The sequence below is a fragment of the Microvirga calopogonii genome (assembly GCF_003347665.1).
GTDB lineage: Bacteria > Pseudomonadota > Alphaproteobacteria > Rhizobiales > Beijerinckiaceae > Microvirga > Microvirga calopogonii.
In genome coordinates this window covers 171,208-186,680 of record NZ_QDGA01000001.1, presented here as the reverse complement: position 1 = coordinate 186,680, position 15,473 = coordinate 171,208, and the positions used below count along the sequence as shown (strand labels likewise).

Here is a 15,473-nt window from a genome sequence, read left to right as displayed (position 1 = left end):
GGCGCTGATCGCCATATGGGTGTCATAGGCCTGAAGAGGAATGTTCCATGCGTTTTATGGTGGCCCTTGCCGTCGTCTCAAGCCTTTCCCTGCCAATGGCTGTCGCGGCCGAGGCGCAGACCCGCCTGCCGCGCACGAGCCCTGCGGAGCAGAGCACGGACCAGATCAACCGGCGCATCCAGCAGGATCAGCGCATCCTGGGTGTCGAGCAGGATGTTCAGAGCAAAAGCAACCAGATCCGGCAGAACGTGGACCGGGATCGGCTTTTCGCTCCCCGGTATATCCCTCCGATGCCGCGCTCCGGCTGCGGGCCCGGGAGAATCTGCTAATGGCGCGTGCCCGATGCCGATAAGGCGTCCTGAAACTCGGGCTTGTGGGGGATGCCGATGATGCGGCCCAGCGCTTGAGGCCGCGACAGCCGGGCATGTGTGGTCTTCATGACGGCGAGATTGGCCGCAATATCGTCCGGGAAGGGACAGACCTTCCGTGTTTCCATGTCCACATGGAGCGAAAGGCCTTCCATCGAGGCGGCAACCCAGCCCTCATTGGCGTGACGGATTTCCAGGTAGTAGTGGATCCGCTTCTCGTCGAAATCGACGAGCTGGAGCGTGACGCGCACTCGGTCATGCAGCTTCAGTTCTCGCTTGTAGACGGTGTGAACCTCGGCCGCGAAGAAGGATGCCTGGTGCTTCTCCAGGTATTCGTGCCCTAGTCCAACGAGGCTGAAGCCTTCCTCCACGGCACGGTCGAAGAGCACATGGTAATAGGCCATGTTCATGTGGCCGTTATAGTCGATCCATGCGGGTTCAACCCGCATCGTGGACGATACGAAGGGTGCAAAGAAAAAGACGGGTGTCCGCTTCTCCATGGTCAGGCTCGTCCCTCGATGCCGCTCAGATGACTGTCCTTTCCTCGAAAAGGAATAAACGTTAGCACGTTCGTATGGCTTGTGCAGCAGGGGTGCGGCATCTTTCTCATCCGGAGTGTTGCCTTTGCAACGGTTCTGGTAGCTATGGGTGGAACGAGCATCACAACCGGATCTGAAGCCTCCATGAATGCCCCCCAAGCGAATGCCCGCCTGAAGACGACGGATGCCTCCATTACCGCCCTGTCGAGCGAACTCTCGCGGCGTTTCGGCGACCGGGTCGCGACCTCGGCTGCCGTGCGCGAGCAGCATGGCCATACCTTGACCTGGGTGAAGAACCAGCCGCCGGATATCGTGGTCTATCCGCGCACGACGGAAGAAGTTTCGGAGATCGTCAAACTCTGCGCGGCCCACGGGGTTCCGGTCATTCCCTACGGCACCGGCACATCGCTGGAAGGGCATATCAATGCGCCCTATGGCGGAGTTTCCGTCGATCTCAGCCTGATGAAACGCATCATCGCCGTTCACGACGAGGATCTGGACTGCGTGGTCGAGGCGGGAGTGACCCGCAAGGAGCTGAACGAGTACCTGCGCGACAAGGGGCTGTTCTTCCCGATCGATCCGGGCGCAGATGCCTCCATCGGCGGCATGGTCGCGACGCGGGCATCCGGCACCAATGCGGTCCGCTACGGGACCATGAAGGATGTGGTCCTGGCGCTCACCGTCGTGCTGCCCAACGGCGAGATCGTGAAGACGGCGAGCCGGGCCAAGAAGAGCTCGGCGGGCTACGACCTAACACGCCTCCTCATCGGCTCGGAGGGAACGCTGGGCGTCGTCACCGAAATCACCCTGAAACTTCACGGGATCCCGGAGGCGATTTCGGCCGGCATCTGCCCGTTCCCTTCCGTGAAGGCCGCCTGCGACGCGGTGATCATGACGATCCAGACCGGCATCCCGGTGGCACGCATCGAACTGCTCGACGAGGTCCAGGTGAGGGCGGTCAACCTTCACTCCAAGCTGACCCTGCCGGAGAGCCCGCTGCTGTTGCTGGAGTTCCACGGTTCCGAGGCCGGCGTGCACGAGCAGGCGGAGCGCTTCGGCGAGATCGCGGCCGAGTTCGACGGCGGACCGTTCGATTGGGCGACGAAGCCCGAGGAGCGCTCACGCCTCTGGCAGGCCCGGCACGACGCCTATTGGGCGGCCAAGGGTCTGCGGCCCGGCGCCCAGTCGGTGGCGACCGATGTCTGCGTGCCGATCTCTCGTTTGGCCGAATGCGTGGATGCCACCAAGCAGGACATCCTGGAGAGCGGTCTCGTGGCGCCCATCGTCGGCCATGTGGGCGACGGCAATTTCCATGTCCAGCCGCTCGTGAATACGGATGACCCTGCGGAAATCGAGGCCTGCGAGGCCTTTGTCGACCGGCTGGTGCGCCGGGCGGTCGCCATGGAGGGGACCTGCACGGGCGAGCACGGCGTAGGCCAGAAGAAGATGAAATACCTGGAAGTGGAGCATGGACAGGCCGCGCTCGACCTCATGCGCGTCTTGAAACAGGCCATCGATCCCCTCAACATCATGAATCCGGGCAAGATCGTTGCGCTTTGACGGTGGAACACATGGATCGGCGCTCCCGGTTCCCGGCGTCATGAGATAAGGACAGTGTTACTGTAACGGAGAGAAGGCGGCCTCTTGCGCGACATCCTGACGATCATCGCCTCCATCGTGATCCTGATTCTGGCGATTGCCGTTGCGGCCCCTCCCTTCGTCAACTGGGAGGCGTACCGCGACACGATCGACGGGATGATCTCGCGCGCCTCCGGCACGGAGGCGCGGACCGAGGGCGATATCCGCATCCGCCTTCTGCCCGCACCGAAGGTCACCCTCGGGCGCCTGAGGCTCGGCGGCAAGACGCCGGATTCACCGGTTCTGACGGCCGATGGGGTCCGCGCCGAGGTGGCCCTGACGCCGCTGTTGAAGGGCGATGTGCGCTTTACGGAGACGCGGGTCGGGCGGGCCGACATCCGCATTCCGGTTGCCGGCGACGGCGAATGGCGCCTGCCGCCGGAGTTGGTGTCGGGCAGCGGCCGGGCGCGCGAATGGGCCATCGAAAATCTCAGCGTGGCCCAGCTTCTCGTGACGACCCAGAGCGCGAGCACGGGACGCACGAACCAGGCCTTCGCCGAGAACGTCACCATCGAGGGCCAGAAGCTGATCGGCCCCTGGCGGGTCGAGGGGACGACCTCCGGCGTGCCTTTCCGGCTCGTGACGGGAGAACTCGCCGAGGACAAGAGCGTCCAGGTCAAGCTTTCGGGCGGGGGCGACATCTATCCGCGTTTCGATCTCGACGCCCGGCTCGGGCTTGCCGAGGGAACCGGGGAGGCTACGACGCCGCAGGTCTCGGGCAAGGCGAAGGTCCTGTTCGGCCCACCGGCGCAAATCGCGGCTGCGGGCATCCCGATCCCCATCGTGGTCGAGACCGCGTTCAAGACGGTGCCGGGCGCCGTCGAGCTCGGCCAGGTCAGCCTGGAGGCCGGAGAGGGCGGGGCAAGTCTGCGCATGACTGGTGAGGGCCGCGTCGGGCTCAACGAGCCGCGCATTTCCCTCAGGCTCGAAGGCCGCCGGCTTGATGCGGACAGCTTCATACTGTCCGGAAACGGACAGGATTTTAAGAGCCGGATCGACCAATGGTCGCTCCCCTTGGTTCGGGTGCCGATCGACCTCAACCTGAAGATCGACAGCATCGGCCTCGGCCAGGAGGACCTGTCGAATGCCGCCCTGCGCCTGTCGCTCGACAGGGGCAGGGCGATCCTCGACCGGATCGAGTTCAATGCGCCGGGCGAGACTCGGGTCGCTCTCGAGGGGGAGCTCGGCCTGACCAGCCAGGGCGGCATCAACGGCAAGGTGGCGCTGGCCTCCAAAGCATCGGACCGCCTGGCGCGCTATCTCGACCGCATCGGCATCAAATCGCCCCTGTTGAGAGCGCTCGACGGTCGTCCGGTCGAGGCATCGTCGGAAATCGCCTTCTCGAACCCGGTGCTCTCCTTCAACCGCCTGCGGCTGAAGACGGGCGAGTCGATCCTGACCGGGAATGCCCGCTACACCGCGCCCGAGGCTGACGAGCGCGGCAAGCTCGAAGCCCAGGTTGCGATCCAGAGCCTGAATCTCGACGACCTGCCGCAGGTGTCCAGCGTCTTCCAGGCCACCGAGAATCTCGATGTCGGCTTCATCCTCGATGCGCGCGGCGTCAGCGCCGGGAAGAGCCCTCCCACGGGGCGGATCTCGGCCCGGATCCTGTCCGACGGACCGGCGCTTCTCGTCGAGACACTGGATATCGTCGATCTCGCGGGTGCCAACGCCCGGGTAAGGGGACGCATCGCACCGGACGGCTCGGGACAGATCACCGGCAAGGTCACCGCTCAGCGCGCCAGCCCCCTGGTCGACCTGATGGGAAGCGTGTGGATCGGCGGGATCTCCAAGCTCGTGCCCACCTTCGTGCGCGAGGGCGCGCTCGACCTCGACGTCACGTCGGAGCGGGTTGTGCCGCCTGCAGGTTCCACCGAACTGCGCCTTCGCACGACCGCCAAGGGACGCGTGGCCGGCGGCCCGTTCGAAGGGCAGGTCGAGTCGGTCGACGGGCGGACCCAGAGCCTCACGATCACGCTGTCTGCCGACAACACGGGACGCTGGGTCAACCGGGCGAACATGGCGGGGCTCAACCGGCCTTCCCGCGTCGATCTGCGCGGGGTCCGCGTCGGGTCCGGGTTGTTCAACGTCACGCTCGCCGGCGATATCGCCGGCGCCAAGGTGGCGACGACGCGTCCCTTTGCCCTGAGCGAAGCGGACGACGTGGTGGACAGCGGCGAGGTCGAGGTTTCGACACCGGACATCACCCCCTTCCTGCTCCTCTTGGGAGACGGCGCGGGCGTCGCCCCGCCAGTCCCCGTGACCGGACGCGTGTCCCTCGGCCGGGAGCGCGGCGCGACCCTCCTCGATGTCAACGGCAGGGTGTCGAACGACAACGTGCAGGCTCGCCTCGTGATGGCGTCCCGATCGGACATCAGCGGCGACGTGTCCCTCGGGCGGCTGTCGCTGCCATGGCTCGTGGCGGCCCTGTCGCTGAACGTGCCGGGCGATGCCACCGCCACCGCCATCTGGTCCACGGCCCGCTTCGGTCAAAGCGGGCGCCTCGTGACCGGCGGGCAGGTCAACTTCCGGGTCGGAACGCTCGAACTCGGGCGCGGTCTCCAGGCCAGTCGCGCGTCCTTCGTGCTCGGCGCGCAACCGGACGGCATCTCCATCCGGAACCTCGATGCCGTCATCGGCTCCGGACGGATCACGGGCTCGACCACCATCACCCGGCAGGAGGGAATGGCGACCATCGTCGGCGACGGAGCCCTGGAGAAGGTGCCCCTCTGGGCGCTCACCGGAGCCTCGCCGTTCGAGGCGGTCCTGTCCGGTCCGCTACGGTTCGGGGCTGCGGGCACGAGCCTGTCCGAACTCGTGGCCAATCTCGGCGGCGCGGGCGAGTGGCAGGTCACGAACCTTCGCCTGCCCGCGGCCGATCCATCCGTGTTCGACCGGGCGTTCAAGCGGGCTCTGGCAGAGAATGATCCCTTGGCCGAGGGCAAGGTGGAGACGATCTTCGGGATCGAGCTCGGACGGGGGCCGTTCAACGCCGCGCCCGTCAGGACCTCGGCAGCGCTTGTCGGCGGCCTGCTGCGCCTCTCCCCCTTCGTGGCCGAGAGTGGGGCGGCCAACTGGCAGGGGGCCGTCACCTACGACCTGAAGAACCTTCAGCTCGACGCCCGTGGCGCCCTCACGGCCAAGTCATCGCCGCCCGAATGGGTGGGCGCGCCACCCTCGGTCGGACTCAATTGGCAGGGTTCCCTTTCGGCTCCCGTTCGCCAGATCGATGCCGGTCCCTTCCGCAACGGGCTTGCCGCCATCGTACTTAAGCGCGAGCTGGAAAAGATCGAAGCCTTCGAGCGGGCTGCCGCCGAGCGCCAGCGCCAGATCGATGCGCAGCGGGAGGCCGAGCGTCAGAGAGCCAAGGCTGCCGAGGAAGAGGCGCTTCGCCAGGCGCGAGCCAGAGCCGAGGCCGAACGCGCGCGCCGGGATGCGGAGCGGCTGCAATCCGAGCAGCAGAACCAGCCGGAGGAGCCTGAGGCGGCTCCATCGCGGACCTCCGCGCCGCCTCTGAACCCGCCGGTCCAGATCGGCCCGCCGCCATCGGTCTATGAGGCTCCGCCGACACGGTAGGGCAAGCAGCGCGATGTCATACCCGCTTACGTCATCACCGGTCTTGTGCCGGTGATCTCGAGTGGAGAGGCGCAATGCTACAGAAAAGCGGGATGGCCGGCACAAGGCCGGCCATGACACTGGAGGCGGGTGAAAGGTGTTTAAACCGACGCGGCGCGATCCGGTGACGCCGTCTCCAGCCGCTGGCGCAGATCGTTCAGAATAAAGACCCGGATCGCGGAGGAGAGGTTCTGTTCGCCCCGTGCTGCATCGATGCGCCCGATCAGCGCCTGGACGGACATCCTGTCCCGCTCGGCGATTTCCCGCAGCGATGCCCAGAAGGGCTCCTCAAGGGAAATGCTCGTCCGATGGCCGGCGATGGAGACGGAGCGCTTGACGACGGCGAAGCCCATTCACGGCTTCTCGCTGTCGTCACGTTTGTGCTGGTCGAGGCGGCTTTGCGCCAGATCCTGCTGGGCTTTCGTCAGGTTCTTCTCGGCCTTGGTGCGGCCGAACGCGATGCGGTTCTCGTCGGCGCGGGCTTCTTTCTCGGCCCGCGCCTTCTGCTTGCGCGCCTGGCGCAGATTGATGATCTCAGCCATGGCGCGAACTTACATCACTCGCCCGGCTGAAGCATCGTCTCGGGGCGCACGACGGCATGGAAATGGTCTTCCGCGACGCCGGCCTTGAGGGCCTCTTCCTTCAGGGTCGTGCCGTTCTTGTGCGCCGACTTGGCGATGGCCGCCGCCTTGTCGTAGCCGATGGACGGAGCAAGCGCCGTCACGAGCATCAGCGAGCGCTGCACCAGCTCGTTGAGGCGTTCGCGGTTCGGCTCGATGCCGACGACGCAGTTGTCCGTGAAGCTGATCGCGCCGTCGGCCAGCAGACGGATCGACTGCAGCACCGCGTTGACGATCACCGGCTTGAACACGTTGAGCTCGAAATGGCCCTGGCTGCCGGCGAAGGTCACGGTCGTCTGGTTGCCGGCCACCTGGCAGCACAGCATCGTCATGGCTTCGGCCTGGGTCGGGTTGACCTTGCCGGGCATGATCGACGAACCGGGCTCGTTCTCAGGCAGCGAAATCTCGCCGATGCCCGAGCGCGGGCCCGAGCCCATCAGGCGGATGTCGTTGGCGATCTTGAACAGGCCGGCCGCAAGGCTCGCCAGCGCGCCGTGCGTGTAGACGAGAGCGTCGTTGGACGCGAGGGCCTCGAACTTGTTGTGCGCCGAGGTGAAGGGCAGGGCCGTCAGTTCCACCACCTTCGAGGCGAAGCGATCCGCGAATTCCGGATGGGCGTTGAGGCCCGTGCCGACGGCGGTGCCGCCCTGCGCGAGGGCATAGATGCCGGGAAGCGTCTGCTCGATGCGGGCGATGCCGAGCTGCACCTGGGCAGCATAGCCGGAGAATTCCTGGCCGAGGGTAACCGGGGTCGCATCCTGCAGGTGCGTGCGGCCGATCTTAACGATGTCCTTGAAGGCCTCGGCCTTATCATTCAGCGCCTTGTGCAGGTGCTTGAGAGCGGGGACCAGCCGGTCGTGGATCTCGCGGGCGACCGCGATGTGCATGGCGGTGGGGAACGAGTCGTTCGACGACTGGCCCATGTTCACGTGGTCGTTCGGGTGAACCGGCTTCTTGCTGCCGCGCTCGCCCCCGAGGCGCTCGATGGCGAGGTTCGAGAGAACCTCGTTCATGTTCATATTGGACTGGGTGCCCGAGCCCGTCTGATAGACCACGAGCGGGAATTCGTCGTCATACTTGCCCTGCACCACGTCGGCGGCGGCGCTCGCGATCGCGTCGGCGAGGCGCGGCTCCAGCTTGCCCAGATCCTTGTTCACCAGAGCGGCGGCCTGCTTCACGATGGCCAGTGCGTGAACGAGCGGAATCGGCATCCGATCCGTCCCGATGCGGAAGTTCTGGAGGGAACGCTGCGTCTGGGCGCCCCAGAGCTTGTCGGCGGGAACGTCGATGGGGCCGAAGGTATCTGTTTCGATGCGGGTTGAGGGCGACATCCTGACCTCTTTCGATGGAGTTGCGTGTTCTTATCTCAAATGGTGGCGCTCGCAACTGCGAACGCGCATGGAGGCCTTGTAAAATCGCATGAGCGACACCCTGGAAGCCCCCTCGTTCCACCCGCCTCACCCGAAGCCCCGCACCGAGCCGCTCGGCACTTTGGCGTTCCTGCGGGCCGTGCGCGAGAACCCCCTGAACACCTGGATGGAGGCCCATTTCGAGGAGCCGATCATCACGGGGGACGGAGCGCTCGGCCGCATGACCGTGGTGAGCGATCCCGCCGCCATCCGGCATATCCTCGTAGACAACGCCGCCAACTACCGGAAGGACGATCTCCAGATCCGGATCCTGGCCCCGGGCCTGGGGCGGGGACTCGTCACGGCCGAGGGGGACGAATGGCGGCTCCAGCGCCGCACCATCGCGCCACTCTTCACGCCGCGCCATGTGGGCAGCTTCTTCCCGGCCATGGTCGAGGCGGCCGAGCGCCTCGTGAGGCGCTGGCAGCGCCGTCCGGCGGGCCGGGTGGTCGACGCTTCGCTGGAGATGACCCGCGTCACGCTCGACGTGCTGGAGCGGACGATCTTCACGCAAGGCGTGCCGAAGGATCCCGATGCGCTGGGACGTGCCATCACCCGCTATTTCAACAGCATAGGGCGCGTCGACCCGCTCGATATCTTCGGGTTTCCCGATTGGGTGCCCAGGATCGGCCGTCTGCGCGCGAGGCCGGCGATCCGGTTCTTCGAGGAGACGGTCAACGAACTGATCGCTGCCCGGAAAGAACTGCTCGATCGCGGCCAACCGGCTCCCCGCGACCTGCTGACCTTGCTTCTGGAGGCGGCAGACCCTGAGACCGGCAAGGGCCTGAGCGAGATCGATGTGCGAACCAACATCGTCACGTTCATCGGAGCGGGACACGAGACAACGGCCAATGCGCTCTCCTGGTCACTTTATCTCCTGTCCCAGGAAGAGCGGGCCCGCGCCCATGTGGAGCGGGAGGTGGACGAGGTTTTAGGGGAGGGGACGCTCGAGCCGCATCATCTGGAAAAGCTCGTCTACACCCGCGCCGTCATCGACGAGGCGATCCGGCTCTATCCGCCGGCGCCCTACATGAGCCGGGCGGCCATCGGCGATGACCAGATCGGAGAGCTGGAGATCCCGGCGGGCTCGATGGTGGCGATCGTGCCTTATCTGCTCCATCGCCACCGCAGGCTGTGGAACGAGCCGGATGCCTTCCGGCCGGAACGGTTCCTGCCCGAGAACCGCGGCCGGATCGACCGTTTCGCCTATCTGCCGTTCGGGGCCGGGCCGCGGGTCTGCATCGGGGCGAGCTTCTCCCTGCAGGAGGCCGTAATCGTCCTGGCGACCATCGCTCGCTCCGTGCGTCTCGATCTGGTGGAAGGGCACGCGGTCACGCCCGTGCAGCGGATCACCCTGCGGCCACAGGGTGGCCTGCCCATGCGCCTGACGCGACGCGCTCCGAAGGAGGCATTTGCGACGGCTTGAAAGAGGCAGGGGGCAGCAGGACTCAGTTCTTCTTGCGGAAGGCGTCGAGGCTGACGACTTCGGCGCTGCCTGCACCGCCCTCGGCCGCATCGGCCTTGTCGTCCTCCGCCGACACCTCGGTCTCGGCCTTGGCCGCCGGAGCCGTCTCGGGGGCGGGGTTCCTGTCCGGGGCAGGCTGGGGCTTGCGGGGCTGCTTAAGCTCCATCGGTTCCGAGGCATTGCCGCGGATCGGCTGAGGCGCGGGAGGAGCCTCCTCGTCCTCATCCTCCTCAGCATCGTCCTGGCTATCGAACTTGAGGCCGAACTGGACGGAGGGATCGAAGAAGCCGGTCAGCGCATCAAAGGGGATGAGCAGCCGCTCCGGAATGCCGGAAAAGGACAGCCCGACCTCGAAGGTGTGCTCGGTGACGTTGAGGTCCCAGAACTGGTGCTGGAGGACAATGGTCATCTCCTGAGGGTACTTTTCGCGCAGGCGGTTCGAGAGGCGAACGCCGGGAAAATCCGTCTGGAAGGAGATGTAGAAATGGTGCTCGCCTGGCAGCCCGTCCTTGGAATCGATCAGCACCTTGCGCACGACGCCCTTGAGCGCGTCCTGCACCAGAAGATCGTAACGGATCAGGTCTTTACCACCGGCCATAAGCGAGCCCTTGCAGAAACAAAAGTGGAGGCTTCTGTTGCCAGGTGCCTCCGGACCCCGCCTTACGGTGCTACCCGCAAGGGCTTTGATTCGGCTTTAGGGACCGCTTACGCAGCCACTGCAACCGGAGCATAGTTGTCGTTGGCAACTATAGATTCGGCCCGATAACGGCGGAACCATGCCGAGCGAAAGTCCACCCTTTACGCCCTCGTCGATCCTATTTCGCCCCCGCCGAAACCCAAGCGTAGCCTGGGTTTTGGTGGAGGCGCCGGGTACCGCCCCCGGGTCCGATGGGTTTATTCCGATAGCCGTTTATCGCCATAGTCGGTCTTGCGACCGACATGGCCAATATAGGTGGCACAGGCGGATTTTGGAAGGGTGGCGATCGTCGGGATTACCATGAAAAGTGAGGCGCATGCCGGCTCCGACAGCATGTTCCTTTATCACTCGCGGGGAGGTTAACCGATCCACAGAAGTGGAGAAGTGCCGACTCGGCGGAACGGAAGGGCTGTCGTATTATCGTTAAAGCAGAGATGAGACAGGGTGATTTGCTTGCCGGCGGCACCCTGTCTCTCCGGCTCTGCACTAAGGAAGGTCATAGGGGTCCATCCCTACGACCTAGCCGACGCCGTCAGCTTCCAAAACTGACGGCTTTACCATGATAAGGATGTGAGGCTCCAAACCTCACAAGGTCGAAGGTCCAAACTTCGACCTTCCTCATCATTGCGCATTCTGCGCTGCCAAAGGCGTTCAGACAATGCGATTGGAAAAGGTTAGTTCATAATCCACTGTCATATCGCCCTCGGGGCGGAATCTGACTCGGACGAGCACTCTCCCTGTCCTATGATGAAGGCAGGAGCACCGCATGCAAGCTTATCTCGATCTGATCCGCCGCATCATGGATGAGGGAGTCCGCAAGGACGACCGGACGGGAACTGGGACGATTTCCGTCTTCGGTCACCAGATGCGCTTCGATCTCAGCCAGGGCTTTCCGCTTGTTACCACGAAGAAGCTGCACCTGCGCTCGATCGTCCACGAGCTTCTGTGGTTCCTGAAGGGCGACACCAATATCCGCTATCTCAAGGAGAACGGCGTTTCGATCTGGGACGAGTGGGCCGACGAGAACGGCGATCTCGGTCCCGTCTACGGCAAGCAGTGGCGTTCCTGGGCGAAGCCCGACGGCGGCACGGTCGACCAGATCCGCTGGGTGCTCGACGAGATCCGCCGCAACCCCGACAGCCGCCGCCTGATCGTGTCCGCCTGGAACCCGGCAGATCTCGACAAGATGGCGCTTGCGCCCTGCCACTGCCTGTTCCAGTTCTACGTGGCGGAAGGGCGGCTTTCCTGCCAGCTCTATCAGCGCTCGGCTGACGTGTTCCTCGGTGTGCCGTTCAACATCGCGTCCTATGCGCTGCTCACGCACATGATGGCGCAGGCGACGGGGCTGCAGCCGGGCGATTTCGTCCATTCCTTCGGAGATGCGCACCTCTATCTCAACCATCTGGAGCAGGCGCGCCTTCAGCTGTCGCGCGAGCCGCGTCCGCTGCCGAAGCTACGGCTCAATCCGGCGGTGCGCTCGCTCTTCGATTTTACCTACGACGACATCGCCATTGAGGACTACGATCCGCATCCGGCCATCAAGGCACCCGTCGCAGTCTGACCTGACATGAGCAGGCGCGAAGCCATCGAAAGTGCCGTCCGGATTCTTGCCCCGCGCATTCCGCGACATGAATTCGAGGCGGTGACCGATCATGCCCTGGGCAGCCGCGGCCTGCATGCCGCCGCGCCAGAGACGGCCGCGTGGCTGTCCCTCACGGCATATATCCGGCACAGGCTGACCGATTACGACGATCTTCTGAATGATGGTTACGACGTGGAGAGCGCTCGCTTCTTCGTCCTCGACGACATGAATGCCGTTCTGGAGGAATGGGGCTCTCCCCGGCGCGTCCAGGCCGAAGACGAGCTCGAATAGGCTCGACAGCAACGCTCACATCCGACACAACAGCCGCATGAGCCTCATCATCCGCAAAGCCGAAATATGCGACGCTTCGGTGATCTTCAGTTTCATTCGCGAACTCGCCGAATACGAGCGTCTGGCCCATGAGGTCGATGCCACCGAGGGCGATATCGCAAAGGCGCTTTTCGGCGAGAACCGGCGGGTCTTCGCGGATATCGCCGAATGGGACGGAGAGCCCGTCGGCTTCGCGCTCTGGTTCTACAATTTCTCGACCTTCCGCGGGCGCCACGGGATCTATCTGGAGGACCTCTTCGTCAGGCCTGCCTTCCGCTCCAAGGGAATCGGCAAGGCCTTGCTGAAGCATCTCGCCCGCCGCTGCCTCGATGAGGGCCTGACCCGTCTCGAATGGTGGGTGCTCGACTGGAACGAACCGGCCCTGCGGGTCTACCGCTCCATCGGCGCCGTTCCGATGGACGAATGGACCGTGCAGCGGATGACCGGTGATGCCCTGAGGCAACTGGCGGAGGAGCCATGACCATACCCCTTATTCTCGTCGTCGCGGTCGCCGAGAACGGCACCATCGGGCGCGACAACCAGCTTCTCTGGCGCATCAAGACCGATCTTGGGCGCTTTCGCAGGCTGACTATGGGCAAGCCGATGATCATGGGCCGCAAGACCTTCCAGTCCATCGGCAAGCCCCTGCCCGGACGGGAGACGATCGTGCTGACCCGCGATGCCGGCTTTGCGGCAGAGGGCGTGCATGTGGTCCACACCTGGGACGAGGCGGTTGCCAAGGGGGAGGAGCTTGCAGCCCGGATGGGGTCCGATTCCGTTGCCGTCGCCGGCGGGGCGGAAATCTATGCCCTGGCCCTGCCGCATGTCCGGAGCATCTTTATGACGAAGGTTCAGGTTGCCCCGGAAGGCGATGCGGTCTTTCCTGATTTCGACCGGTCACAGTTTCGTGAGACGAAGCGGGAGGATCATCCCAAAGGACCCGATGACGAGCATCCGTTTACCTTTATTGACTTCGAAAGGCGCCGTTGACCTTGTCCAAGGTTGACGAAGGCTCGCATAATCCCCAAGTCGCAGGCTTGACAGGCGGAAGAGGCAGCACCCACAACCGTCTTGATCTCTCAACGGCCGTCCAGGCCGATCATGATAATGCGAGGAACGGCGTCTAATGCCTTGGAGTAACCAAAGCGGCGGCGGTGGCCCCTGGGGTCAGCGTGGCGGATCGGGAGGCGGCAAGAGCCCATGGGGCTCCGGTGGCCCACAAGGGAATGGAAATCCCCCCGACCTTGAAGATATCCTGCGCCGCAGCCAGGATCGCCTGAAGGATTTCATTCCCGGTGGCTCCATGGGAGGCAGAGGCCTCATCATCCTGGTCCTGGGCGTGATCGCCGTCTGGCTTCTGACCGGGTTCTACACGGTGCGGCCCAACGAGGTCGGCATCAACATGATCTTCGGCAAGTACACGGGAACTGCGGGCGAGGGTCTGCGCTACAACCTGCCGTATCCGATCGGCCGCGTCATGAAGCCCAACGTCACGGCTCAGCAGCGGGTCGAGGTCGGCTATCGCTCCACGCCGACGGGGCAGGGCCGTGCTCGCGACGTGCTCGAGGAGAGCCTGATGCTGACCGCCGACGAGAATATCGTCGACATCGACTTCGATGCGGTCTGGCAGATCAATCCCGCGCGTCCGCAGGATTACGTCTTCAATCTCCAGAACCCCGAGGGCACCATCAAGTCCGTGGCCGAAAGCGCCATGCGCGAGGTGATCGGCCGTCGCAACATCCAGGCCATCCTGACCACTGAACAGGCCAGCGTCGCCCAGGAAGTGCGCCAGATCATGCAGGAGGCCCTGGATGCCTATGGCGCCGGCGTCCTGATCAACGTGGTCCAGCTTCAGGCGGCCCAGCCCCCCGCCGACGTCCGTCAGGCCTTCTTCGACGTGAACGCCGCCCAGCAGGATGCGGTTCGCGTCCAGAACGAGGCCGGTGCCTTCGCCAGCCGCGTCGTTCCCGAAGCCCGAGGCGAAGCGGCCCGAACGGTGCAGCAGGCCGAAGCCTATCGGGAGCAGTCGGTCGCCGACGCGACCGGTCAGGCGGCGCGTTTCCGCCAGGTCTACGAGGAGTACCGCAAGGCTCCGGCGGTCAGCCGCGAGCGCATCTTCCTCGAGACGATGGAGCGCGTTTACGGCGGCGTCGACAAGATCATCGTCGACCAGAACGGCCAAGGCGTCGTGCCCTTCCTGCCTCTCAACCAGCAAACCCAGCGCCCGCAGCCGCAGGGCAATGCCGCGAACCCGCAGGGAGCTACGCGATGAACGGTTCGACTCTTCGCACGGGCCTCCTGATCCTCGTGGCCCTGGCCGCCATCGTGCTCTACAGCTCGGTCTTCATCGTCCAGCAGACCCAGTATGCCCTGGTGCTGCGCTTCGGTGCCGTTCAATCCGCCATCTCGGAGCCGGGCCTGAAGTTCAAGATGCCGCTGGTCGACGCCGTGACCTATTTCGAGAAGCGCGTGCTCGACCTCGACCTGCCGGTTCAGACCATCCTGTCGGCCGACCGGCAGAACCTGGAGGTCGATGCCTTCACCCGCTATCGGATCGTCGATCCGCTGCGCTTCTATCAGGCGGTCGGCAACATCGCGCTGGCGAACCAGCGTCTGCAGAGCTTCACGAACTCGGTCATGCGTAACACGCTGGCGAGCGCATCCCGCGATGCCATCGTCCGCACCGAGCGCGCGGATCTGATGAACCGCATCCAGGCCGACGTGAACCGGCAGGCGGCAAGCCTGGGCATCGAGATGATCGACGTGCGCCTCACCCGCGTCGATCTCCCCGCGGCCAACAGCCAAGCGGTCTACCAGCGCATGCGCACCGAGCGTGAGCGCGAGGCGGCGGATCTCCGCGCCAACGGCCAGCAGCAGGCGCAGACCATCCGGGCCCGTGCCGAGCGCGAGGCCACGATCATCCGGGCCGAGGCCAATCAGCGGGCCGAGGAACTGCGCGGTCAGGGCGATGCGGACCGGAACCGCATCCTGGCTGAGGCCTTCGGGCAGGATCCGGAGTTCTTCTCCTTCTATCGCTCGATGCAGGCTTACGAAGCCGGTCTCAAGGCTGGCGATACCCGCCTCGTGCTGAGCCCGGATTCCGATTTCTTCCGCTATTTCAACGACCCGAACGGTCGGGGGAATGGCAGAGGCATCACCCCCCAACCAGCCCCCGCGCCGGCACAACCGGCCCCAGCCCAATAAGCCCTG

The 15,473-nt window shown here is 64.8% G+C and carries 15 protein-coding genes and 1 other RNA gene; 10 read left to right on the top strand and 6 right to left on the bottom strand.

Annotated features, from left to right (window positions below):
- Positions 1 to 47 precede the first annotated feature (47 nt).
- Positions 48 to 329, top strand: coding sequence for a hypothetical protein (locus DDF70_RS00810; RefSeq protein WP_162820169.1), 282 nt, complete (start codon positions 48 to 50; stop codon positions 327 to 329).
- On the opposite strand, the gene DDF70_RS00805 is transcribed toward DDF70_RS00810, so the two are convergent.
- Complete coding sequence (locus DDF70_RS00805; RefSeq protein WP_114942967.1) at positions 326 to 868, bottom strand: thioesterase family protein; 543 nt, start codon at positions 866 to 868, stop codon at positions 326 to 328. The two genes, DDF70_RS00810 and DDF70_RS00805, sit on opposite strands and share 4 nt — an antisense overlap.
- A gap of 183 nt (positions 869 to 1,051) precedes the next feature.
- Here DDF70_RS00805 and DDF70_RS00800 point away from each other — a divergent pair, with 183 nt between their 5' ends.
- Positions 1,052 to 2,467 carry an FAD-binding oxidoreductase gene (locus DDF70_RS00800; protein ID WP_114942966.1) on the top strand — a complete coding sequence of 472 codons (1,416 nt, stop codon included), beginning with the start codon at positions 1,052 to 1,054 and terminating at the stop codon, positions 2,465 to 2,467.
- A gap of 84 nt (positions 2,468 to 2,551) precedes the next feature.
- Positions 2,552 to 6,121 carry an AsmA family protein gene (locus DDF70_RS00795; protein ID WP_114942965.1) on the top strand — a complete coding sequence of 1,190 codons (3,570 nt, stop codon included), beginning with the start codon at positions 2,552 to 2,554 and terminating at the stop codon, positions 6,119 to 6,121.
- Between the two features lie 140 nt (positions 6,122 to 6,261).
- Here the strand turns inward: DDF70_RS00795 and DDF70_RS00790 are convergent, their stop codons facing one another.
- Genes DDF70_RS00790 through fumC form a run of 3 tightly spaced genes read right to left on the bottom strand, consistent with a single transcriptional unit; the run spans position 6,262 to position 8,111 of the window.
- Complete coding sequence (locus DDF70_RS00790; RefSeq protein ID WP_114942964.1) at positions 6,262 to 6,513, bottom strand: ribbon-helix-helix domain-containing protein; 252 nt, start codon at positions 6,511 to 6,513, stop codon at positions 6,262 to 6,264.
- Positions 6,514 to 6,702: a DUF4169 family protein gene (locus DDF70_RS00785; protein WP_114942963.1), complete on the bottom strand. Its 189-nt coding sequence runs from the start codon at positions 6,700 to 6,702 to the stop codon at positions 6,514 to 6,516.
- Between the two features lie 14 nt (positions 6,703 to 6,716).
- A complete protein-coding gene (gene fumC, locus DDF70_RS00780) occupies positions 6,717 to 8,111 on the bottom strand; it encodes a class II fumarate hydratase (RefSeq protein WP_114942962.1) in 1,395 nt (464 codons plus the stop codon).
- Between the two features lie 88 nt (positions 8,112 to 8,199).
- On the opposite strand from fumC, the gene DDF70_RS00775 reads away from it, so the two are divergent.
- Complete coding sequence (locus tag DDF70_RS00775; RefSeq protein ID WP_114942961.1) at positions 8,200 to 9,615, top strand: cytochrome P450; 1,416 nt, start codon at positions 8,200 to 8,202, stop codon at positions 9,613 to 9,615.
- A 22-nt stretch (positions 9,616 to 9,637) separates the two neighbouring features.
- On the opposite strand, the gene DDF70_RS00770 is transcribed toward DDF70_RS00775, so the two are convergent.
- Together DDF70_RS00770 and ssrA are read right to left on the bottom strand one after the other, a co-directional pair.
- Entirely contained in the window at positions 9,638 to 10,252 is a 615-nt protein-coding gene (locus DDF70_RS00770; protein WP_114942960.1) for an SspB family protein, read from the bottom strand.
- 23 nt (positions 10,253 to 10,275) lie between these two features.
- Positions 10,276 to 10,632: a transfer-messenger RNA gene (gene ssrA, locus DDF70_RS00765) on the bottom strand.
- Between the two features lie 485 nt (positions 10,633 to 11,117).
- On the opposite strand from ssrA, the gene DDF70_RS00760 reads away from it, so the two are divergent.
- The 6 genes from DDF70_RS00760 (at position 11,118) to hflC (ending at position 15,467) form a co-directional block, all read left to right on the top strand.
- The gene (locus tag DDF70_RS00760; protein ID WP_114942959.1) at positions 11,118 to 11,912 is read left to right on the top strand and encodes a thymidylate synthase; all 795 of its coding nucleotides are present in this window, start codon (positions 11,118 to 11,120) and stop codon (positions 11,910 to 11,912) included.
- A gap of 6 nt (positions 11,913 to 11,918) precedes the next feature.
- Positions 11,919 to 12,224, top strand: a complete 306-nt coding sequence (locus DDF70_RS00755; RefSeq protein WP_114942958.1) for a DUF2293 domain-containing protein — start codon at positions 11,919 to 11,921, stop codon at positions 12,222 to 12,224.
- A 37-nt stretch (positions 12,225 to 12,261) separates the two neighbouring features.
- The gene (locus DDF70_RS00750; RefSeq protein WP_114942957.1) at positions 12,262 to 12,744 is read left to right on the top strand and encodes a GNAT family N-acetyltransferase; all 483 of its coding nucleotides are present in this window, start codon (positions 12,262 to 12,264) and stop codon (positions 12,742 to 12,744) included.
- The gene (locus DDF70_RS00745) at positions 12,741 to 13,253 is read left to right on the top strand and encodes a dihydrofolate reductase (protein ID WP_114942956.1); all 513 of its coding nucleotides are present in this window, start codon (positions 12,741 to 12,743) and stop codon (positions 13,251 to 13,253) included. Before DDF70_RS00750 ends, DDF70_RS00745 begins: the two co-directional genes overlap by 4 nt.
- A 136-nt stretch (positions 13,254 to 13,389) precedes the next feature.
- On the top strand, positions 13,390 to 14,535 hold the full coding sequence (gene hflK / locus DDF70_RS00740; RefSeq protein ID WP_114942955.1) for an FtsH protease activity modulator HflK: 1,146 nt from the start codon (positions 13,390 to 13,392) through the stop codon (positions 14,533 to 14,535).
- The gene (gene hflC / locus DDF70_RS00735; protein ID WP_114942954.1) at positions 14,532 to 15,467 is read left to right on the top strand and encodes a protease modulator HflC; all 936 of its coding nucleotides are present in this window, start codon (positions 14,532 to 14,534) and stop codon (positions 15,465 to 15,467) included. The genes hflK and hflC overlap by 4 nt, the downstream gene beginning before the upstream one ends.
- Positions 15,468 to 15,473 lie beyond the last annotated feature (6 nt).